21 protein-coding genes and 3 tRNA genes are annotated in these 22,593 nt (G+C 37.4%); 6 read left to right on the top strand and 18 right to left on the bottom strand.

Annotation, left to right across the window (positions count from 1 at the left end):
• Positions 1–112: 112 nt before the first annotated feature.
• Genes lon through ACMCNP_RS06440 form a run of 4 tightly spaced genes read left to right on the top strand, consistent with a single transcriptional unit; the run spans position 113 to position 5,740 of the window.
• Entirely contained in the window at positions 113–2,512 is a 2,400-nt protein-coding gene (gene lon / locus ACMCNP_RS06455; RefSeq protein WP_419315915.1) for an endopeptidase La, read from the top strand.
• Complete coding sequence (thiL, locus tag ACMCNP_RS06450) at positions 2,487–3,524, top strand: thiamine-phosphate kinase (RefSeq protein ID WP_419315399.1); 1,038 nt, start codon at positions 2,487–2,489, stop codon at positions 3,522–3,524. The genes lon and thiL overlap by 26 nt, the downstream gene beginning before the upstream one ends.
• A 4-nt stretch (positions 3,525–3,528) precedes the next feature.
• Positions 3,529–4,497 carry a CNNM domain-containing protein gene (locus ACMCNP_RS06445; RefSeq protein WP_419315396.1) on the top strand — a complete coding sequence of 323 codons (969 nt, stop codon included), beginning with the start codon at positions 3,529–3,531 and terminating at the stop codon, positions 4,495–4,497.
• Positions 4,481–5,740, top strand: a complete 1,260-nt coding sequence (locus ACMCNP_RS06440) for a hemolysin family protein (protein WP_419315393.1) — start codon at positions 4,481–4,483, stop codon at positions 5,738–5,740. Before ACMCNP_RS06445 ends, ACMCNP_RS06440 begins: the two co-directional genes overlap by 17 nt.
• A gap of 14 nt (positions 5,741–5,754) precedes the next feature.
• Here ACMCNP_RS06440 and trxA read toward each other — a convergent pair whose 3' ends face one another.
• From trxA to ACMCNP_RS06425, 3 genes are all read right to left on the bottom strand, one after another.
• Complete coding sequence (gene trxA, locus ACMCNP_RS06435) at positions 5,755–6,090, bottom strand: thioredoxin (RefSeq protein WP_419315390.1); 336 nt, start codon at positions 6,088–6,090, stop codon at positions 5,755–5,757.
• A 46-nt stretch (positions 6,091–6,136) separates the two neighbouring features.
• Complete coding sequence (locus tag ACMCNP_RS06430; protein ID WP_419315389.1) at positions 6,137–7,027, bottom strand: Mrp/NBP35 family ATP-binding protein; 891 nt, start codon at positions 7,025–7,027, stop codon at positions 6,137–6,139.
• 100 nt (positions 7,028–7,127) lie between these two features.
• Positions 7,128–8,414, bottom strand: a complete 1,287-nt coding sequence (locus tag ACMCNP_RS06425) for a radical SAM protein (RefSeq protein ID WP_419315387.1) — start codon at positions 8,412–8,414, stop codon at positions 7,128–7,130.
• A gap of 183 nt (positions 8,415–8,597) precedes the next feature.
• On the opposite strand from ACMCNP_RS06425, the gene ACMCNP_RS06420 reads away from it, so the two are divergent.
• Together ACMCNP_RS06420 and plsY are read left to right on the top strand one after the other, a co-directional pair.
• On the top strand, positions 8,598–9,659 hold the full coding sequence (locus ACMCNP_RS06420; RefSeq protein ID WP_419315385.1) for a hypothetical protein: 1,062 nt from the start codon (positions 8,598–8,600) through the stop codon (positions 9,657–9,659).
• Positions 9,660–9,678: 19 nt separating this feature from the next.
• Positions 9,679–10,278: a glycerol-3-phosphate 1-O-acyltransferase PlsY gene (gene plsY / locus ACMCNP_RS06415; protein WP_419315382.1), complete on the top strand. Its 600-nt coding sequence runs from the start codon at positions 9,679–9,681 to the stop codon at positions 10,276–10,278.
• 6 nt (positions 10,279–10,284) lie between these two features.
• Here plsY and ACMCNP_RS06410 read toward each other — a convergent pair whose 3' ends face one another.
• The 15 genes from ACMCNP_RS06410 to ACMCNP_RS06340 all read right to left on the bottom strand — a co-directional run bounded on the left by ACMCNP_RS06410 (position 10,285) and on the right by ACMCNP_RS06340 (position 22,590).
• Positions 10,285–10,980, bottom strand: a complete 696-nt coding sequence (locus ACMCNP_RS06410) for a hypothetical protein (RefSeq protein WP_419315379.1) — start codon at positions 10,978–10,980, stop codon at positions 10,285–10,287.
• Positions 10,981–11,190: 210 nt separating this feature from the next.
• Positions 11,191–12,192 carry a UDP-3-O-acyl-N-acetylglucosamine deacetylase gene (lpxC, locus tag ACMCNP_RS06405; protein ID WP_419315377.1) on the bottom strand — a complete coding sequence of 334 codons (1,002 nt, stop codon included), beginning with the start codon at positions 12,190–12,192 and terminating at the stop codon, positions 11,191–11,193.
• 199 nt (positions 12,193–12,391) lie between these two features.
• On the bottom strand, positions 12,392–12,958 hold the full coding sequence (locus ACMCNP_RS06400) for an epoxyqueuosine reductase QueH (RefSeq protein WP_419315374.1): 567 nt from the start codon (positions 12,956–12,958) through the stop codon (positions 12,392–12,394).
• Positions 12,959–12,991: 33 nt separating this feature from the next.
• A complete protein-coding gene (gene ruvB / locus ACMCNP_RS06395) occupies positions 12,992–14,017 on the bottom strand; it encodes a Holliday junction branch migration DNA helicase RuvB (RefSeq protein ID WP_419315911.1) in 1,026 nt (341 codons plus the stop codon).
• Positions 14,018–14,059: 42 nt separating this feature from the next.
• Entirely contained in the window at positions 14,060–14,785 is a 726-nt protein-coding gene (ruvA, locus tag ACMCNP_RS06390; protein WP_419315371.1) for a Holliday junction branch migration protein RuvA, read from the bottom strand.
• 19 nt (positions 14,786–14,804) lie between these two features.
• Positions 14,805–15,326, bottom strand: coding sequence for a crossover junction endodeoxyribonuclease RuvC (gene ruvC, locus ACMCNP_RS06385; protein ID WP_419315368.1), 522 nt, complete (start codon positions 15,324–15,326; stop codon positions 14,805–14,807).
• A gap of 63 nt (positions 15,327–15,389) precedes the next feature.
• A complete protein-coding gene (locus ACMCNP_RS06380; protein ID WP_419315365.1) occupies positions 15,390–16,124 on the bottom strand; it encodes a YebC/PmpR family DNA-binding transcriptional regulator in 735 nt (244 codons plus the stop codon).
• A 54-nt stretch (positions 16,125–16,178) separates the two neighbouring features.
• Positions 16,179–16,263: transfer RNA gene (locus tag ACMCNP_RS06375), tRNA-Leu, on the bottom strand.
• Positions 16,264–16,383: 120 nt separating this feature from the next.
• A tRNA-Asp gene (locus tag ACMCNP_RS06370) sits at positions 16,384–16,460 on the bottom strand.
• 117 nt (positions 16,461–16,577) lie between these two features.
• Positions 16,578–16,654: transfer RNA gene (locus ACMCNP_RS06365), tRNA-Val, on the bottom strand.
• A gap of 154 nt (positions 16,655–16,808) precedes the next feature.
• A complete protein-coding gene (locus tag ACMCNP_RS06360; RefSeq protein WP_419315362.1) occupies positions 16,809–17,090 on the bottom strand; it encodes an HU family DNA-binding protein in 282 nt (93 codons plus the stop codon).
• Between the two features lie 154 nt (positions 17,091–17,244).
• Entirely contained in the window at positions 17,245–18,594 is a 1,350-nt protein-coding gene (gene clpX / locus ACMCNP_RS06355) for an ATP-dependent Clp protease ATP-binding subunit ClpX (protein ID WP_419315359.1), read from the bottom strand.
• A gap of 101 nt (positions 18,595–18,695) precedes the next feature.
• On the bottom strand, positions 18,696–19,295 hold the full coding sequence (gene clpP, locus ACMCNP_RS06350; RefSeq protein WP_419315356.1) for an ATP-dependent Clp endopeptidase proteolytic subunit ClpP: 600 nt from the start codon (positions 19,293–19,295) through the stop codon (positions 18,696–18,698).
• A 30-nt stretch (positions 19,296–19,325) separates the two neighbouring features.
• Positions 19,326–20,633 carry a trigger factor gene (gene tig / locus ACMCNP_RS06345; protein ID WP_419315354.1) on the bottom strand — a complete coding sequence of 436 codons (1,308 nt, stop codon included), beginning with the start codon at positions 20,631–20,633 and terminating at the stop codon, positions 19,326–19,328.
• A gap of 70 nt (positions 20,634–20,703) precedes the next feature.
• Positions 20,704–22,590 carry a threonine--tRNA ligase gene (locus tag ACMCNP_RS06340; protein WP_419315351.1) on the bottom strand — a complete coding sequence of 629 codons (1,887 nt, stop codon included), beginning with the start codon at positions 22,588–22,590 and terminating at the stop codon, positions 20,704–20,706.
• Positions 22,591–22,593: the final 3 nt, after the last annotated feature.

The following is a 22,593-nucleotide window of genomic DNA, read 5'->3' as shown; positions in this document are numbered from 1 at the left end:
CGGCATAGACGGTTTTGAAGAGTTAACCGGCAGCACCGATAGCAGTATAGGCGATATCATCATAGGAAAAGGAGAGGATACGGAACGGCAGGATTTACCGGAAGAAATACAAATGCCGGAGGTTATTCCGCTTTTACCCGTCAGGGATATCGTGCTTTTTCCTTTCATGATAATTCCTCTCTTTGTAGGCAGAGAAGCCTCTATCAAGGCCGTAGATGAAGCCCTTTCCAAGGATAGATTAATACTTTTATCGGCTCAAAAAGATATAATCGTTGAGGAACCCTCGCAAAACGATATATACGACGTGGGAGTTGCCGCAATGATTATGAAAATGTTAAAGCTTCCCGACGGAAGAGTTAAAATATTAGTACAGGGTTTATTAAAAGCCAAAATAGAAACTTACGTTCAAATAAAGCCGTTCTACCTCGTAAACGTATCTAAAATAAAGGAAGAAAATATAACCGAAATCACTCCTGAAGTGGATGCCCTTATGAGAAACGTAAAGGAACAGTTAGAGAAATATGTCTCCTTAGGCAGGCTCCCTTCTCAAGATATACTGATAATATTAGAAAACGTAAATAATCCGGGGAGACTTGCCGATATAGTAGCATCGAACTTGGGATTAAAGGTAGACGAATCGCAGAAAATACTTGAAGAAACCAATCAAATAGAGAGGCTTAAAAGAGTAAATGATATATTGGCAAGGGAGATAGAAATTCTTTCTATGCAAGCCAAGATTCAATCTCAGGCAAAGGAAGAAATGACAAAAACCCAGAAAGATTATTTTCTGAGAGAACAACTAAGACAAATCAAACAGGAACTAGGCGAAACAGATGAAAAAACCCAGGAAATTATCGAATTGAAGGAGAAGATGCTTGCGGCGAAAATGCCGTCAGATGTTTTAAAAGAAGCGGAGAAACAACTTTCAAGATTAGAAGCAATGCATCAGGATGCTGCAGAGGCATCTACTATCAGGACATATTTGGAATGGCTTACCGATATTCCATGGTCAAAAAAGACAAAAGACAATCTCAACATAGAAACTGCCAAAAAGATATTAGACGAAGATCATTACGACTTAGAAAAAATAAAGGAAAGAATACTTGAATATCTCAGTGTTAGAAAATTAAATAAAAAGATGAAGGGGCCGATACTCTGCTTCATCGGACCTCCTGGCGTCGGCAAAACCTCTTTGGGAAAATCTATCGCAAAGGCGATGAATAGAAAATTTATCAGAATTTCTCTCGGAGGGGTGCATGATGAGGCGGAAATTAGAGGGCATAGGAGAACTTACGTGGGGGCTTTACCCGGAAGAATTATACAGGGAATAAAGCAAGCAGGAACAAACAACCCTGTTTTTATGATAGACGAAATCGATAAGGTCGGAACAGATTTTAGAGGAGATCCGTCTTCTGCGCTCTTAGAAGTATTAGACCCGGAGCAGAACTTTTCATTTTCAGACCATTACTTAAACGTTCCATTCGATCTGTCTAACGTTATGTTCGTCGCAACCGCAAATGTCGCGGATGCGATACCTTCTCCGCTCAGGGATAGAATGGAAATCATAAATCTATCAGGATATACGCTGGAGGAGAAAGAAAAAATAGCCGAAAAATACCTTGTCCCGAGACAAATTAAAGAGAACGGCCTGAAGGGAGATTATATACTTTTTAAACCGAGCGCCGTTAAAACCGTCATATCAGGCTATACGCGGGAGGCAGGCTTGAGAAACTTGGAGCGGGAAATAGGGACGATATGCAGAAAGATTGCAAGGCTGATAGCCGAAAATAAAATTAAAAAATATGTTATAACCGACAAAAATGTACATAAATACCTCGGCACTATTAAAATCCTTCCCGATGAAGGAAGGCAGACCGATGAAATCGGGGTCTCTACGGGGCTTGCATGGACACCGTTCGGCGGAGAAATTTTATACATCGAAACGGTTATCGTTAAAGGCAAAGGGGCATTATCCCTTACCGGTCAACTCGGCGACGTAATGAAAGAATCCGCTCATGCCGCTATCAGTTATGCAAGGTCAAAAGTAGATGAAATTGGCATAAAACCGGATACGTTTGAAAAAAACGATATACACATACATATACCGGAAGGCGCCATACCTAAAGATGGTCCGTCTGCGGGAATTACTATGGCAACGTCTTTAATTTCGGCACTATTAAAAAAACCGGTCAGAAAAGACATTGCTATGACCGGAGAGATTACTTTAAGAGGAAACGTGCTGCCTATCGGCGGACTGAAAGAAAAAACTTTGGCCGCTTTAAGAGTGGGGATAAAAACCGTGCTGATTCCCGAAAGAAATAAAAAAGATCTGGAAGAAATTTCTCAACTGGTTAAGAAAAATTTAAAAATTATACCGGTGAAACATATGGATGAGGTTATAAAGTATGCAATAATAGGCATATCAGACACCTATTCGGATAAGCCGTTAAAACCGAAACCAAATAATATATTGAGCAAAAATAAGGGTGACAAAAAAAGAAAAAAAATTTAGCGAAACAAGGTTAATAGAGGAAATAAAACAACTGAGTCTTGCGACTGGAAAATTCAATAAATCCTTGATTATTAATTCCGTCGGTGATGACTGTGCCATTTTTAAAGATAAAAATCATATTCTCGTCAGCTCCGACAATATAACCGAGAACGTGCATTTTAAGCTGGATTTTTATAATTTTCATGAGATAGGAGAAAAATCCCTTCTCGTTAATATAAGTGATATCGCTGCTATGGGCGGAATCCCAAGGCTGTTTACACTATCTCTCTCTATACCCGAATATGTAAGCGAAAATGAAATTAGACAGACGATCGGCGGCATTATTAAAACCGCAAGAAAATACAAGGTATCGCTTGTGGGCGGCAATATATCCAAATCATCCGAATTTTCAATATCGGTAACGATAATAGGCGATTATAAGCATGATAACGTTGTAAGAAGATTTGGTTCTAAAATAGGCGATAAGATATTTGTTTCCGGAGAACTTGGAAATTCATGGATGGCATATTATCTTCAAAGCAATAAAAAGTATATATATGAAAATAATCCGAACATTAGGAGTTCCGATAAAAAACTTATAGAAAATTTTATAGCTAAATTTAAGCTTCCTAAGCCGAGGGTAAAGCTTGGAAGAGAGCTATCCGCAAAAAAACTTGCAAATTCTTTGACCGATATTAGCGACGGGTTGTCCAAGGATATCTTTAATGTATTGGATTTGAATCACGGCGGCAATATAAAATTAGACGAAGTTCCCTTTAATAAACGTTTAAAATATATTGCTAATATTTTAAAAATAGACGACTTCATCGATAATGCCGTTTCTTTTGGAGAAGACTATGAACTTTTGTGGACGGCAGGGGCGGATAAAGAAGAAGAAATCTTAGAATTATCGAAAACCACGGGGACTAAGATAAAAAAAATAGGACATATCGTGGATAAATTTACGGGCGCCAGATTTTTTAAAGACGGACGGCGGTATTGCCTGAAAAACTTCACGTTTAAACACTTATAAATCTATGGATCTAACGCTTCTTCTCACTTTATTTGTTTTATTTCTTGTAGTTTCTTCAGTTTTTTCTATTTCTGAATCGTCTATTTTTTCCATTAAGCAAGCCGATATAGACGAATTAAACTCAAGAAAAAAAAATAAGGTCATCTTTTTAATAAAAAACTCTTCAATATTTCTCGTTATAATTTTAATCGGAAATATGACCGCTAATGTGATAACTGCAAGTCTCGGAGCCCTAATATTGCATAAATATTTCAATCACGTCCCGGTTTTCTATTCAATTATATTCATCTCGCTTATACTCATTATTTTAGCGGAGATAGTTCCTAAAATAATAGCACTTAAGAAACCTGTAGAATTATCTTTATTTGTTTCGGAGATATTTTATCCCGCCACTTTTCTTATGGGATTGTTTTTAGAAAAAATAGGGATTAAGACAAGGCGGCTTCAGCTGAAAAAGGAAGAATCTATCTCCAACGAAGAATTGAGAATAATTATAGAAATAGGTAAAAATGAAGGAGAAATAAAAGAAAAAGAATATGAATTCATTAAAAATTTTCTAAAGCTCTCATATCTAAAGGTAGGAAATGTTATGACTAAAAAAGATGACATCTTCGAATTAGATATAAATACGCCTGTTTTAACGGCGATAGAACTCATAGAGTTAAATCATTTCTCAAGAATCCCGATATATTTTAAAGAAAAAGATAATATAATAGGGATAATCCTTGCTAAAAATATTTTAGCAAAGGTTTACAACAAGGGTGAAGAAAAAAGGACGCTTAATTCTTTCTTGATAAAGCCTTATTTTATATCTTCTTCAAAAAACGCCCTGGAACTTTTCAGAGAACTCCAAAGGAAAAAAATTCATATTGCAGTATTGGTCGACAAGCATGGAAAAATGGAGGGTATAGTAACTATGGAAGATTTATTGGAAGAAATTTTTGGCGAAATAGAGGATGAATATGATATCTAATAGTTTGTATAATTTATATCTTTATATAATTCTTATCGTTCTGGCAATATTTTTCGAGGGATTCTTTGCCGGCTCCGAAATAGGTATTATTAGTTACGATAAAATCAAGGTCAAACATAAAGAATCCAAGGGCAGCAAACTTGCAAAATTTTTGCTGTTAATGACTAAGAAGCCGGAGAACACCTACTCTACCTCCCTAATAGGGAATAACATAGCATACACGTCGGCAACTATTCTCGCGACTACGTTTATATATGCGTATGCAAAGTCTTATACGCCGCTTGTCGTAGTAATACTCCTTACTCCGATTATGGTAATTTTCGGTGAAATAATTCCAAAAATGCTATATAGGCGACACGCAAACAGCCTTATGTTGAGAAGCATTCCGTTAATAGCCGTATTTTCGGTTATATTTTTTCCGATTAATATCATTTTCATAGCCCTGTCTAAATTATTAAATATGCTGCTTAAAAGCAAATCCAAAGATGTTTTCCTTACGAAAGACGAGCTTATTAAGGTCCTTACTATAAGCAGCAATGTTAAAGAATTTAGAGAATACGACAAAAAAATAATAAGAAGAATATTCGAATTCGGCAATAAAATCGCCAAAGACATCATGATTCCACTGATCAGCGTGATAGCGTTAAATGAAAACGATGACGCAGACAAGGCAAGACAGGTTTTCGAGGAAACTAATTATTCAAGAATTCCCGTATATAAAGACCGCATAGACAATCTATCGGGCATCGTCTTTGCCTTTGATATATATAATCCCGAAAATGCGAATAAAGTCGTAAGTGAAATAGCAAGGCCGGTATTATTCATACCGGAAACCTCCAAAATATCCGAAATAATGATAAAAATGCAAAAAAGCCGTCAACAAATGGTCGTCATAGTAGACGAATACGGAGGGGCTTCCGGTATAATAACATTTGAAGACATCCTTGAAGAAATAATGGGAGAAATTAGAGATGAAACCGACGAAGAAGAACCTCTGTACAAAAAAATAGGCAAAAATACATATCTAATTAACGCAAGATTAACTTTAAATGAATTATCGGAGTTGTTAAATATAAGCGTGATAAACCACCCGGAAGCAGATTACGAGACAATATCCGGCTTAATAATGGATAGACTCGGACGCATACCCGTTCCGGGTGAGAAATTTACCATAGATAATATTAATTTTACCATATCCAAATCAACGAACAAATCAATAAAAGAGGTAACATTAAGTTTTTGATTAACAGCCGATATTTAATTAGTAACGACCTTATCTATCATTTGCTTAAAAGAGGTTTTTGGAGCTGCCCCGACAATCTGATCGACAACCTTTCCGTCATTAAATAAAATAACAGTGGGTATTCCCCTTATACCGTATTTGCCCGGAACAACCCGATTTTCATCGACATTGACCTTTCCTACCTTGACCTTTCCGTCATAATCTGATGCCATTTCGTCTATTATGGGAGCGACTGCTCTGCATGGAGCGCACCATACCGCCCAAAAATCCACAAGTACCGGTTTATCGGATTTTAAAACCTCAGTATCAAAATTTGAATCCGTAAAAGCTAAAACCTTCTCTGAAGCCATTTAATAATTCCCCCTTCTAAATTTAAAATTTATTATGTTTACAGCCTTAACCTACCCTCTGTTCCGATCTTAAAATTAAAGAATCAGAAATTTTATTGAAAACCGACTTCACTTCGGGGTGTGTATCTTTGGTTATTATAGGCTCGCCTTTATCAGACAGTTCACATATTTCTTCAACTATAGGTATTTCTCCCAGAAAATTTACGCCTAGTTTCTCAGCGGTTTTCTTGGCTCCGCCATGCTTAAATATATCCGAACGCTTATCACAATGGGGACATATAAAATAGCTCATATTTTCAACTATTCCGAAAACCGGAACATGCACCTTATCAAACATTCCGAGAGCCCTCTTAGCATCTATGAGAGAAATATCCTGCGGGGTCGAAACAACTATGGCGAAATTAATCGGAACGGTTTGAACCATCGTAAGCTGAATGTCTCCGGTACCCGGAGGAAAATCCACAACGAGAAAATCAATATCGCCCCATTCCACATCCTTTAGAAACTGGGTTATAACTTGCATTACTATGGGTCCTCTCCATATTGCGGGAGCATCTTCCGGGACCAAAAACCCTAAAGACATAAGTTTAATATCAAATTTTTCTATAGGTACTATCTTGTTATCGGAAGTTACATCCGGTCTCTTATTGATTCCCATCATGGTAGGTATGCTGGGTCCGTAGAGATCCGCATCCATAAGCGCTACTTTCTTCCCTTGCTGGGCTAAATTTATTGCAAGATTAACACTGAATGTTGATTTTCCTACGCCGCCCTTGCCACTTGCAACCGCTATAATATTTTTTACTCCTTTAATGGGTAACTGTTCGTCGAATGGATTCTTGCCGCCTCCATGCCCGCCGTTACTTTCAGAGGCACACCCGCAGGAACTGCCGCCGTCCTCTGTATGACCGCTCATCTCTTTTTCATCGTTATTCATAGAATGAAATCTCCCTAATTTTTTAATTATATTTAATTATGTTAACTATATGAATATACACGTCTTTCCATGATAGCATAAATTTTAGACGGTTTCAACATTAAAAAGCATCCATAAATGCGCTTACTGAAAATTCTGCTTTTCCGGCACCGGCAGCACCATAACCTTCCGGAATAGGCAAATTATATTTGTAATGAAGCTCGTGCCACTTAATCAATAGCTTAACGTAGTATTCCAACGGGGCAGGTAAATTCCCGAACTTTCCGAGTTTACTCGTCTTCTCGGGGCACCACGTAGTATATCTCGGAATAATATTTTTAGACATGAAAAACTCAAGGCCTTCAGCGGTAGAATTTATAGCGTCGTCAACACCGTCGAACCCAAACGGCTTGGAAAGTTCAACCCCGGCAACAAAATTGGGTATGACCCCGCATTCCCCAAAAATAGACGCGGAATCCGCTATTCTTTTTATCCATTCATTCCTGCCTATGGATTTAGATTTTCCCGGACAAATTTTTTCGAATAGATTTTTATCCCAGACTTCGAAGTTCGTGTGGTAAATATGCGCCCCCGCATCCTTTAACCTCTTAAGATTTTTCGGCGTATGCGCCTGCACTACAACCTTGCTTATCCACCTGCCGCTAAACCTTTCTTCTATTGCCTCTATAAATTTAACATAGAAATCTATCTCGGTATCCCCTTTAAATTTAATATCGTCTGTAATACTGCCGCCCGTTAAAGTATATGCACCGGCTTCCGAATCACCGGAAGACTCGATTACGGAAAGAGCGCTTATTATATCTTCTACGGATTTGACGGCCGAATAACCTTTATTGGATTTTCTTTGATTTACGTAATTGGAATTCATATCGCAAAATGCGCATTCGTCATCATTTTCGAAATATTGGCACATCCTAAAAACCGCAAGGTATATCAAGTAACCCCATTCAATAGTAGGAGCGACATCCCTTACCGATTTTCCGGAGTCCGTTGTTTTAAGCATATAAGACCTTTCCGGAGAAAAAGCGACATCGCCTATAAAGCTGTCGTCAAGATAAAGTCGATACCCTTCGGACAATTGATCAAACTTAATTTTATACGGAGAAGACTTATTTATTCTAACCGAAATGATAGTTCGTTTTAAATTATAAGGCCCGTTCATAACGGCAATTTCTTCCGGATATCTTTGATTGATTATATCGTCGTCGTTATCTACATTGAACGAAAAAATAAAATAGGACTTACTCGAAAAATTTTCTTTCTCATTAATTTTATCGAAAGAAATCCCTTGCCTCAAAATATCTTCTTTTATAATAGCTTCCCGATTCAGTGAGCCGGCGTATTTTTCTATAAAAAACTCTAAACCGGTAAGATTATCTTTTTTCATTATGCTTTATTTTATTATATCCTGCAAAAAAATTCAATTACTAATGAAAATTAGGTTTTCCTTTACATTAACAAAAAAAAATATTATAATTAATTAAGATAATTGTATAAAATAGATTTATTTATTATTAAAGCTTTATGTCTTCATATATAAATATAACATTAATTTAATCGGAGATACCAAATGAAAATACTTAAGGCTAAGCTGTACATTCTTTTTAGTCTTTTTTTTCTCAGTAGAGAAAAATTAATAAAGGATACGATAACCAATATACCAACCGAATATAAAGATGTCGCATACCTAAGCGATATAGAGTTTACCATATTCGGATACTTTGCATATAAATTTACCCATTCCTTGGAAAAAGAGAAAAGAGAATACGAGAAAAACGGAATAATTGTTTCTTATAAAGAATTAAATAGATTATATGTTTCTACTCCTCATCTTGCAACCGTGTTAAAGAACTTGCAAGATGCCAAATTGATTAAAAAATCCACGCTGACCGAGGACAAACGAAAAACTAATTATATTCTCCCTTATAACGAACTTAAGAAATTTAATGAAATTAATATGATCGCTTTAAGGTTTTGTAATTTCGGCGAATCCGATACCTTGGTTATCAACAATCTAATCAATGGGACGATTAATTTATTAAAAAACAATAACACTATAAGCGCCTTACAAAAAGAAAACCTTGCTATTTTTTTATCCGAGGCAGATAACTATCATAAATTTTATTACATTGCCCTCGCGTTATGGACAAGCAGATATCTCATTACAAACTTCCAGATTAAATTAATGGGACCGTCCGAATTTATGGTTTACGCAATGATAATCAGATCTTATATCAAACGTGAAAAAAGACCGATAACCACCAAAAAGGTTAAAGAGGAAACCGGCCTTGCCCCTTCGATTATTAGCCAAAGTTTTAAAAAATTTATAGATGAAGATATTATAATAAGAAAGGAAATAAATAAATTCAAGGTATATTTTTATATCAATAGGAAAAATCTCGAAAAGAGACTTTTGGGCGACACAATATTGATAGATGAAATCCTAAAAGGCTTTAAAAAAGAGGATGAAAAAAAATTTGAGACATTCGTCAACCAGTTAAACAATGCAATAACGAATAAATTAGACACAATAGGATCAAACAAAATTTGTCCCAGCAAAAAATGTAAAATGAAAATACCGTTAATGCCGGGACTTCAATATTGCCCATATTGCGGAGAAAAAGTTGCTTAAGTTTAAAATATAAAGGGGCTTGATTATTTTATCGGAAATATTTTATATAATAGCTTCGTACTTAATCGGGAGTTTTCCTACTTCTGCCGTAATAGCAAGGCTAAAGGGGGTAAATCTTGCTGCCGAGGGGAGCGGGAACCTCGGCGCGACTAACGTGTCGAGAGTAATAGGTAGAAAGTTCGGCATTATTACGTTAACAGTAGACACCGCTAAGGGTTTTATACCGGTTTTTATTGCTATAAAATTATTCCCCGCATCCTTAATTCTTATATCTATTATAATTATCGCTCCGGTGTTGGGGCACTGCTATTCCGTATTTATAAAATTTAAAGGCGGAAAAGGCGTAGCTACGGGGTTGGGCGTTTTTCTTGCAATTTCTCCGGAAGCGGTTATAATAGCTTTTTCAATATTTCTGCTAATACTGCTTTTTTCTAAGTATGTCTCTCTTTCTTCAATGGTAAGTGCTTTTTTTATGCCTTTCTTAATATTTTACACGCTAAAAAATATTTATATATTTGCCGCTTCTTCTATGGTCGCGATCTTGATAATATATAAACATTATCCCAATATAAAACGACTTTTAAGTGGAACGGAACATGAAATAAAAATAAAAAAATGAACTTCTTTATTTTACGACGACCAATTTAGAGTTCAGCGCCGTTACAACATCGTTTATTTTAATAATAGCTTCGTAAATATAAATCTTCGGGGTTTTTTTTGGAATCATTACCGACAGAACGGTTTGATAGTAACCTTCTTTTCCGATATCTACGCCCGTCGTATGATTATAAAAAATCTTTCCCCTTAATCCTTCTAATACTCTTGTTTCCCGGATAGAAGAATTTTTGATATTAACCGGAGATCCAAGCACGTCATATTCCATAATCAGATTTATCTTTTTACCAATCGTTGCCGATTTGGGGGTAGTGTAAATCTTAAAATTGGATATCAATACACCTTTGACTTTATTAAAATCTATTTTTAACCTACCCGGCGGGGCATAAACAAATTCGTTACTCGCTAATTTATATGGGGAATCTATCATGGACAAGCCTCTGATTCCGCCTTCCCTGGTAACAACATATTTTCCGGTAGCATAACCAACACCGTAACCGATGGATAAACCGGCGGCAGTTCCTATAACCGCACCTATCGGTCCTCCGGTTAATGCTCCTATGACAAAGCCTGTGCCGGCTCCGAATAATGCTCCGGTTACTCCGCTTGCAGCAGTAGACCTAGAGGTCGCACACCCGCTTAATGAAGATGAGGCAATAAAAATAGAGAGCAAAAGAATTAATAGTATTCCAAATTTTTTATTCATACATTTCAAGCCTCCTTATCTTTTTTACTCATAGATATTGTTGAATTATATCACACAATTATCAGATAATAAATGAAAAAATTGCCTGCGACTCAGATCGTATAAAACATAAAAATATTACAGAATGTTAAGGATATTTGCCGAGATATACGGCTAAATTTGATATAAAGAATTGAGTCAAACGATTAGAAAACGGATAGCGCTATATATTCACGCAAACTGCGTAACTCTCTTACTCATTATCTCGGGACTTTCGTTTTCGTCGGAACGGCAGGCGGCTTCGTACCCGTTTCGAGAAATTTTACGAACCGTTAAATATTCCGCTATCTTTTTTACCAGCTTAGAATTCATATCATGCCCCGTTTTTTTAGCCAGCACCCGTCCCTTGACTCTATAACCGGACAGGTATAAATCACCAATTAAATCCAGAACCTTATGCCTTATGAATTCGTCCTTGTACCTCAACCCTTCCTTGTTAAGAATGGATGTCTCATCGAGTACTAAGGCATTATCCAGACTTCCACCAAGTGCAAGTCCGCTTTTTTTGAGATATTCCACGTCCTTTAAAAAGCCGAACGTTCTTGCTTTGGAGATTTCGCTATAAAAATTGAATCTATCTATTTTCATATCAAAAAAACCGGAGTGAACCAGCAGGTGTTTAAAATCCATAGTGTAGGATATTTCAAAATCTTCCGACGGATATAATGCTATAGCCACGTCTCTGTCACCTTCTCCGTTTTCCACTATTATCGGCTTAAGTATTTCTATATATTTCCTGTTTGCGTTTAACTCCCTGATTCCACTTTCATTGAAAGTTTCGTAAAAGACCATAGAGCTTCCGTCCATAGCAGGAATTTCATTTCCGTAAACCTCTATTAACGCATTATCTATGCCGGCACCCCATAACGCCGACATCAGATGCTCCACCGTAGAAATACAGTCAGCGGAACCGGCACTCATAGGGGTTTCTCCGGGATTACCTATACTTGTTCTCAACATAGTAGAACATATATTGCCGGCTTTGGCTTTTATCATAACGGCGGGTTTCAGATCCTTCCTGACAAAGGTAATGCCTGAATCAACCTTGGCGGGCTTAATGATAACCGAGGCATCTTTCCCCGTATGCAGTCCTATTCCCCTAAAATATAATATGTTTGCAACAGTGCATTGCGATTCACCCTCTTTTTCTTTTAGTACGACATAATCTTCCATAAATCACCTGTCCTCACAATTACAAATGTATTTTTTATTCTATACTGTATAAATGCAATAAATATGCCATTACTCATAAAAATATAGACAAATAAAAACTTAATAAAATTAATAAGTTACTACTATCATAAAAATTATATGGTCAATATTTTTATAGGTGTGAATTTATTTTCGCACATATTGCACGATAAAGTGCGAACTAAACGCGATGGAATAATCTCTCTTTTTCGCTATAAATACATCCGCAGTAATTTTGTCTATAAAGGTTATATTCGAGAGATAATTTGATACCTTCTTTATATCTAAGCCTAAAATCCTCATAATAAAAAATAATACCGTATTTTTTTTCAAGATTACGACCGACTTCTTTGATATAATCATGTTTTTGATGTTTGCTATATAAAAGGGTGGTAGAAAAATGAGTAAATTTAGACGATTTGGCAAGACTTGCCGTTTTTTCAAGTCGCTTGCTTAGGCAGTAATAACAACGATTCTCCTCCCTAAATGCCACGTTTCTGATAAACTCTTCCATATCGTAATTCTTTTCATAAATGACCTTAAAGCCCTTATCGTCCGTAAATTTTTTTAGCGACTCCTCCCTCCTTAAATACTCGCTATATGGATGAATATTGGGATTATAAAAATACCCCATAACGACATCGAATTTCCCGCTTACGACGGTATATGGATACATCAGGCACGGAGAACAGCATATGTGAAGCAAAAGCTTTGTTTTATCCGTTTTTATGTTTTCATTTTTAATCATACATATATAATACGGTAAATACCTGCATAAACATCAGGGCAAGGAGTCTCCCTTCGCCAGCCCAAAATGCTTATAGGCAAGTTCCGTAGCAATTCTGCCTTTTTTAGTCCTCATTATAAAACCGCATGAAACCAAATAGGGTTCTACGACATCCTCGAGAGTGCCTTTTTCGTCGTTTATCGCCTGGGCAATGGTATCTATACCTACCGGTCCGCCTCCGAACTTATCTATTATCGTCCTCAAGAAGAGCTTATCGTTGCCATCTAATCCGATATTATCGATTCCGAGGCTTTCTATTCCGAATTTTGCGACCTCAGCGGTTATTCTATCCTTCTTTAAATGAACCATGTAATCCCTTAGCCGCCTGAGCAATCTATTTGCAATCCTGGGCGTCCCTCTGGAACGACTGGCAATTTCAAAAGCGGCGTCATTTTCTATACCTATACCGTAAAGCCTTGCACTCCTGATTACGATATCCGCAAGCTCATCTGTTTCATAATATTCAAGCCTAGACGTAAATCCAAACCTATCCCGAAGCGGAGACGGAATAAGTCCCGCTCTTGTAGTAGCCCCTATAAGGGTAAACCGTGGTAAGTTAATTCTTATAGATTTTGCGGTAGCTCCCTCTCCTATTATAATGTCGAGCTTAAAGTCTTCCATGGCGGGATAAAGCATCTCCGCCGCAGGCTTAGGCAGCCTGTGTATCTCATCTATAAATATTATATCTCCGTTAGATACCGCAGACAAAAGAGCCGCAATATCACCGGCTTTTTCTATGGATGGCCCGGATGTTATTTTAATGTTGACCCCAAGTTCTTTTGCTATGATACTCGCAAGGGTGGTCTTGCCGAGACCGGGAGGTCCAAAAAATAATAGGTGATCAAGGTCATGGTACCCGAGATTCAATGCCCTTTCTTTAGAAGCCTTTATAAAGATAAGCAAATTCGTCTTAAGTTTCGTCTGCCCCACGTATTCATCAAAGGATAAGGGTCTTACCGGGTTATCAAAGTCGTAAGCATCGTTTTTATCAGGGGAAACTGAGGCGTCTGATTGATGCATGGGGGTATCTTTAAATTCTTTTTTAAAGGAACTCATATCGTATTATAATTTTTTTCTGGAATATATATATTTTAAACACTCACGCATCAAATCTTCCGTACCGGCAGGCACCTTCCCGTCGGTTTTAAGAATACCGAATACCTTGCCTGCAAGGTTAATGGAATCAAACTTAGAGTAACCGAGGGCTTCAAGTGCTCCGGCAGACTCCGTTACGATATCGGCGGACTGCTTAATGCCTGCATTTAAAACGGTTTTATCCTCATTTGAGGTTCTATTTTCGGAATGATTAAAATCATTTATGCCTTTGCCTATGCCGTTATTTACATAAAGGTCCTGCGCGTTTACGTCGCTTAAAAGCGCAACCTTTTTAAGAACCTTGTTTTTAAGCTCCATTATTATGCGTTCCGCCTTTGCCGTTCCGATACCTTTAATCCGGGATAGTGCCGATACATCCCGAGTGGCTAGAATATTCAGGAAGTTGTTTGCATCTATATTTGAAATAACGGCAACAGCAAGCCTTGGTCCGACATCTTTTACATTTAGAAGAAAACCGAAAATCTCTCTTTGAAGAGTCGTATCAAAACCGTAAAGAGTTATCTTATCCTCCCGGACATACATATATATAAAGAGGCTTGTCTCACGTTCGATATCGGGAGTCTTACCCCCTACTGGAACGTATACTTCGTACCCTATGCCGTTGACCTCTAATATAATTAAGGATTTTTCGATATCCCTATATATTATTCTTCCCCGTAAATATGCTATCATTATTATTCAGCCGTATTTTTTAATTTTTGATAAAACTACCCATATCTGTGGCGCAACAAACGGCAATCGCAATGGCATCCGATATATTATTGTCCAATATATTATTGTCCAAGAAGGATATCACCTCGTTGTTTTTAAGTGATAAAAAAAATTTAAGGGCATCCTTCACCTGGTTCTTGCTTGAATTTCCATATCCGGTTATGCTTTTCTTGACAAATCTTGGCGAATATTCCCTCAGCTGTAAATCATAGACGGAAGACAAAAGGCATATAACGCCCCTTGCTTGTGTCAATTTTATCAAGGAAGCCGGATTAACGCCGGAAAATACAGACTCTATAGACATAAAACCCGGATTATATTCCTCTATTACCACTTTTAATTCTTCAAAAATTTTGTTTAAATTATGTGGAAATTCTGATTTCCCAACATCTATAACTCCGCATGATATCAAATCTATGTTCTTTCCGAAAGATGGTAAATCAAGCACCGCCCACCCTGTTAAATGCGAACCCGGATCAATCCCTAATATCCTATAACTCATAAAAAGATAATTTTAGATTATACATATTACCGCTAAATCAACGAGCCGAACACTTAAAATTAATTAAGCCACCGTATCCTGCATGTCAAAGTTCGCATGAACATTTTGAATACCCTCTATTTCTTCAAGCGCATCCATAAGCTTCATCATCCGTTCAGATTCTTTGCCTTTAAGTTCAACGTTTGATTGAGGTATATATGAAATCTCCGAAAATTTTTCCTTTATCCCTTTAGATTCAAATACCGATTTTACGGCTTCAAAGTCTTTGATGTCACTGTAAACTAATATTTCGCCGTCTTCAATCTTTATATCCTCCGCACCTGCTTCTAAGGCAATTTCCATAATATTATCTTCCTCATTACCTGCGGCATCGAATCCTATTATACCTTTCTTATCAAACATCCACATAACGCATCCGGACTCCCCCAGGCTCCCCCCGTGCCTCGATAATGCATATCTAAGCTCGGAAACGATTCTATTCTTGTTGTCCGTTAAGGTTTCTATGAGTAAGGCTACGCCGGCGGGACCGTATCCTTCATATATCATCTCATCGTAAGTCTCGCCCTCCAACTCTCCGACTCCCTTCTTTATTGCCCTTTCAATATTTTCTTTCGGCATATTGTTGGTTTTAGCTTCTTCGACGGCAAGCCTTAATTTCGGATTTGACGATAAGTCTTTACCCCCCATTCTTGCACTCGTTATAATCTCACGAATAATATTGGTAAAAATCCTGCCCCTTTTTACGTCTAATGCCCCTTTTTTTCTTTTAATAGTACTCCATTTGCTATGACCGGACATAAAACCTCCAAAATTTTAAAAAAATAAGAATATGCGAATAACAATCTCATTAAATGGTGCGAAAGGGGGGAGTTGAACCCCCATGGGTTGCCCCGCTGGATTCTAAGTCCAGTGCGTATACCAGTTTCGCCACTCTCGCAAGAACAAAAAATATCTCTTGAATTTAATAATTATATCAAAATTAGTTAAAAAGTAAAAATATTTAATAGCTGGATGTATGAGAGCAGTGTATACGGCGTATAAATAATGCAGTATTTTTTGGCGGGACCGACGGGGGTCGAACCCGCGACCTCCGGCGTGACAGGCCGGCGTTCTAACCATCTGAACTACGGTCCCGTTTAAAAAATAATAGTGCTGACTAAATATAATAACCTATAAAAAATAAAAAATCAATGCAACGACCTAATTCATAACTCTCTGCCCAAAAAAAGATTCATTTGCCGCTTCTTTAATTGGTAGGCGGAACAGGGTTCGAACCTGTGACCCCCGACTTGTAAAACCGGTGCTCTAACCAGCTGAGCTATCCGCCCAAAAAAAGTTGCCCCCCATTTTTATAAATTTTAAATAGACCTTATAACATGAAAAATATAAAAATGGAGGGACACACGCAATACAAACCCTACATCCTAAATATAAGGAGGGGTTTGAATAAACCATTTTCGCCGAAACTTTAACGGAAATTAATTATTTCCCGGAGTTAACCTCCTCTTTAAAAGATTTGCCCGGCTTAAACTTTGGCGATTTAGAGGCTTTAATCTGAATTTCTTTTCCGGTTTGCGGATTCCTGCCTTTCCTTGCAGCTCTCTTTATTACTTCAAACGTACCGAAACCGACGAGCCTTACAGCGTCTCCTTTCTTTAAAGCGCCTATGACCGCGTTAATTGCAGAGGTAAGAGCCTTTTCGCTGTCAGCCTTTGTGAGTTTAGATGATTTTGCAATTGCATCGACCAATTCTGCCTTCGTCATACCAACTTCCTCCCTACTATTTAAGGTTTTTAATGGTTTAACTCTGCATAAATTCAGCATTTACAAGAGTTTTACTTAAGTATATATAATATATATATGTTTTTAACAGATATGTCAACAAAAAAAGGTAACTTATAATATTTTTCCTATATACTTAAATAGATTTTGCATCGGCATCTTTTTCATAGAGAAGAATAGGTTGACTGCTGTTAATAATGACGTCATCGTTTATGACGCATTCTTTGATAGCCGGATCGGTCGGTATTTCATACATAACGTCAAGCATTATCGATTCCAAAATAGTCCTCAAACCTCTCGCCCCCGAACCATGCTCCATGGCTTTTTTAGTGATTTCTTTAATAGCCGAATCAGTAAATCTTAAGCTCACGTCTTCCAGCTCAAGTAATTTCTGATATTGTTTGACTAAGGCATTTTTAGGCTTTGTCAAAATCTCAATAAGCGCCCTTTCATCTAACTCTTCCAACGTAGCTACAACCGGAAGCCTTCCGATAAATTCGGGAATAAGTCCATATTTTAATAAATCGCGAGTTTCAACCTGTTTTATTATTTCATAGGAATTAATGGGTTTGCTGGATTTAACGGCAGCAGTAAATCCTATGGGCTGAGAATGCATCCTTTTTTCGATAATTTTATCGAGCCAGTTAAAAGCCCCTCCGCAAATGAATAAAATATTGTTCGTATCTATTCTTAAAAATTCCTGATGAGGATGCTTTCTGCCGCCTTTCGGCGGAACATTGGCGACCGTCCCCTCTATTATCTTTAAGAGAGCCTGTTGAACGCCTTCCCCGGATACGTCCCTCGTTATGGATACGTTATCCGATTTCCTTGCTATTTTATCTATTTCGTCTATATATATAATGCCCTTTTGGGCTTTTTCCACATCATAATCGGCATTCTGCAAAAGAGAAAGCAATATACTTTCGACATCCTCGCCTACATAACCGGCTTCGGTAAGAGTAGTAGCATCGGCAATAGCAAAAGGCAAGTCAAGCATGCGGGCAAGCGTCTGAGCAAGCAGAGTCTTTCCGCTTCCGGTAGGACCTATTATTAAAATGTTGCTCTTTTGCATTTCAACATCAATATTATCGTTCTTATCGTCCGCACCGTCGTGATCGGCACCCTTCGACAGTTTATTTTCGGAATATCCGGCATTTTTTAATGACAGATTATGCTCTACTTTTTTATAGTGATTATAAACAGCGACGGAAAGAACCTTTTTTGCTCTTTCCTGCCCTATAACATACTGATCCAAAAAGGCTTTAATTTCTGCCGGTTTATGAAGATAATTCTTTGCTTTAACCTCTGACGGGACAAATTTATTTTCCTCAGATATAATATCGTTGCAAAGACTAATACATTCATCACAGATATAAACCGAAGGACCGGCTATAAGTTTCCTGACCTCGTCCTGGGATTTTCCGCAAAAAGAACAATAAAGCTCTTTTCCTGAGTTATCGTCGTTATTATTATTTTTTCTCGCCATATTTAATTACCTCTATTCATTTATTAAACAATTGCCTTTATACCTACCGTAACAGCGTTAATACATATTTATATTATATACTACATTTTTTTAAAAAACGATTATTTTAAGCCTTTAATTTCTTTTTTTTCTACCACTTTATCAACAATACCATACTCGGCAGACTGTGCCCCGCTCATATAAAAATCCCTCTCGGTATCTTCAACTATCTTATTTATAGGTCGTGAGGTATGAAATGCTAATATTTGGTTTATTTCTTCCTTCATTCTCAAAATTTCTCTCGCCTGGATATCTATATCCGTTGCCTGCCCCTGAAATCCTCCGGCAGGTTGGTGTATCATAATCCGAGAATGCGGCAAGGCAAATCTCTTACCTTTTGCCCCTGCAGCCAAAAGAACGGCCCCCATGCTTGCCGCCTGCCCCATGCACAACGTAGAAACGTCGGGTTTTATGTATTGTATGGTATCATAAATTGCAAGACCGGAGGTTATAATACCTCCTGGAGAATTTATATAAAGATTAATGTCTTTCCCCGGGTCTTCTGATTCCAAAAATAAAAGCTGCGCTATTATAAGATTCGCAAAGGTATCGTCTATAGCATCCCCTACGAATATAATTCTATCTTTTAAAAGACGGGAGTATATATCGTAAGCCCTCTCTCCCCTGTGAGTTTGTTCAATGACAATCGGAACAAGCGACATCTCCAATATTCTCCTATTTATTAATTTTATTTACTCTTCGATATATGATATCTTATTTTGTATCAGAAAATCAAATATCTTATCATCCAATAATGCCTGTCCTAAATTTTCTTGCGCCTCTTGCGCCGCATAAAAACTCTTAACTTCTTCTTCTTTCATGTTGGATTCCAATGCCGTTTTTTTATAAAATTCCTCAAAATCCGTTTCTGATAAGGTTATATTCTCCGACTTCGCCGTTTCGGAAAGCAAAAGATAGAGCAGAATATCCCTTTTGGCCATAATTTTCAACATGTTGATCATGTCTCCACTCTGTTTATCACTTAAATTTTTATACTTATCCTGTCTTTTAAGATCTTCCAATCTTGCCTCGGCACTTTCTTCTACGACACTCTCGGGAAGTTCCATCTGGTTAAGATTGACAAGTTCTTCGGATATCTCAGACCTTAAGGTATCCGTGTGTCTCTTTTCCTCATATTTATCCAGGTTCCTTTCCACATATTTTTTAAATTCTTCAACATCTTTAAAATCTCCGAAATTTTTAATTGTTTCAGTATTTAATTCTGGCAATATCTTTTTATCTATTTCTTTAATGAACCCCTTGACTATAACGCTTCTCTCTTTATCGTTGAATTCGAAACCATCTCCTTTTTTCTTTCCGACAAAAGAGGCTTCAAAAGATTTGTCGATAATGCTTGAATTAATGCTTATGGAATAATCTTTTGCGCTGTCGACCTCTTTGCCCGTTTCTCCGTCAATAGTGATATAATCTATTTTAACGAAATATCTGTCGTTTTTGTTAATGGTCTCTAAATCCTTAAGTTCCTCCGGTTCCGCAAGCCTTTCAAGAAGAAAATTTATCTCTTCGTCAATAACATCACTCGTGATATCTCTTTTATTGATTCTTTTAACCTTTATATCCAAATTTAAGTCCTTAACCGTCGGCATGACTTCGAAGGTAATAGAATATTCACCGCCTTCCGAAGGCGTCAGGGCATCACCTGTCCCGGATAAGTCAATGCTATCACCGCCTTGCTTGTTTTCGAGTTTAGGCTCTCCTACGACATGCAAGTTATGTTCGGAAACTATTTTTTTGAATTCTGTATTTAATACTTCTACAACAGCATCCCCATAAAGCTCTAAACCGTAATGTTTTTCAATAACAGATAATGGAGCTTTGCCTGGCCTAAAACCCTTAATGTTAGATTTTTTGGAAGCATCGACGAGTTTTTTATTAAAAATATATTTAGTTTTTTCTTCGTCAAGTTTTAAATCAATTCTTTTACTAACGGGAGAAACATCCTCAATTATTATATCCTTGAGCGTATTGTCGTTGTCCATTAAAATACCTCTAAATTAATTTTATTAGTCTGATTTATATTTTATTTTCGTAAAAACATCAATATTGGAATTAACCGAAAAACACCGGCCTTTTTGAAAGCATATCGGGTAAAATCAAATTCCTATATGGCATATCTTTTGTTCCGTTTTTAATTTCTTTTACAAGCTCCTCAGATGTAAGATTAAAATTTTTTCTCCCTTTATACCTATTTCTAACGGAAAGAATGCCGGTTTCAACCTCTTTACGTCCGACTACCACAATATACGGCGACCATTCTTCTTCGGCAAACATAATCTTCTTGCCCAGGCTGAAATCTCTGTCGTCAAGGTCTACCCTTACGCCGGATTTATAAATGTTTTCCTTAAGTTTCACCGCAAAATCGACAAACTTATCGGACACGGGAATAATTCTGACCTGAGTAGGACTTAACCACAGCGGAAAAACCGGGATATCCTTTTTAAGTGCTTCTTCAATTAAAAGATACATCCACCTTTCTATTGCCCCAATCGATGAATGACATATTATACAACCTGTCTTTTCTCCTGTATCACTTACAAAATTTATTCCGTATCTTTTAGCGTCTTCCACGTCAAGTTGCACGGTAGAAAGCTGACATGAGCCGTTTACGGAATCTATACCCTGAAATTCATGCTTAAGCGCCCAGTAGTGCTTCATCTTAGATAATACCTCAATAAGCGCGGGTTTTTTAGAGTATTTTAAGAGCTCCACTATTTTGTCTTTGTATTTATCATAATATTCCTCCACTATACGGAATACAATGGCATATTCTATATCGGCAGCCTCTGCTAAATCAGCGTATTTTTTATAAAGCACCTGATATTCATTAAAACCCTCTTCTATATTAAGGCAGAAACTATGAATATCCGGCATAGTAAAACTTCTTAGCCTTCTTAAGCCTGATAACTCACCACGTTTTTCGTATCTGAAACTTTTAGAAAACTCATAAAATCTGAGTGGCAACTGCTTATAACTGATTTTAGCATCCTTAAGCATGGAAAAAAGCCCAAAATCTCCGGCAAATCTCAAAACGAATTCCTTAGAAACCGCAAATCTGCCGGTCTCGGACTTCTCGTCCGGCACGAAAACGGAATAGTGTCTCTCGTGAAAAGACTCACCCTGCCCCTTAATCTCCGGCTTATTCCAGTCGTATATCAATGGAGTCTCTATCTCCATACATTTAAGACTGTTTAGGGCAATATCCTCTGCCCAACCGGATAACAGTTTATATAACAGCGTCCCTTTAGGATAAAATCTTAAATGCCCGGAATCGGAATTTTCCTCGTAATCGGCTATTTCAAGCCGCCTCATTGCCGAAACGGATGGAGGAGTTTCACATTCTTTTACCTTAAATTCCTCATAAGCAATAACTTTTCTCAAAGAAGGAAAATCCTTAAGTACATCATCGTTTAATATATCTTTGTTTTTTAAATCTATTACCGTCTCGCCGCCGTCGGAATTTAAAATAAGAAACTTACTTTTTACGTCTTTTACTGCGTCTTCTCTTGTTTTTTTAAGAAGCGGAGTAGCGCCGGAAATATGTATGGACGATTCACTCAGCGGATGCCCCTTGCATGCTATTTTAAAACTTTTATACCATCCGAAGGGCGCCCTGTATACCGGATAAAAAGATTCGATACCGGTTTTTAAAGCATTGAGAACGGCAATTGCCGAAGACGGTTCAGATAGATTACTGGAAAGATGAGCATAGGGGTATAAGACTAATATCCGAGGTTTTAATTTGTTTGCAATTTCCTTAATCGCATTAACAGCCCGTTCGACAATATCATTCGCATCACCCCTTTCCACAGTACAGAAAATCACCAGGGGCTCTTCGAAACAGACCTCACCCTTAACGGAATCTATTTCTTCGGCAACCGGAGTTTTCCCGGTCAAAGAATAACCGAACTCGTCAGCATGAATGATTAGTAACTGCATATC

This window comes from Candidatus Acidulodesulfobacterium sp. H_13 (assembly GCF_048541835.1).
Taxonomy (GTDB): Bacteria; SZUA-79; SZUA-79; order Acidulodesulfobacterales; family Acidulodesulfobacteraceae; genus QIJE01.
Note: the sequence above shows the minus strand (reverse complement) of the source record. Positions and strands in the feature narration are given on the sequence as shown.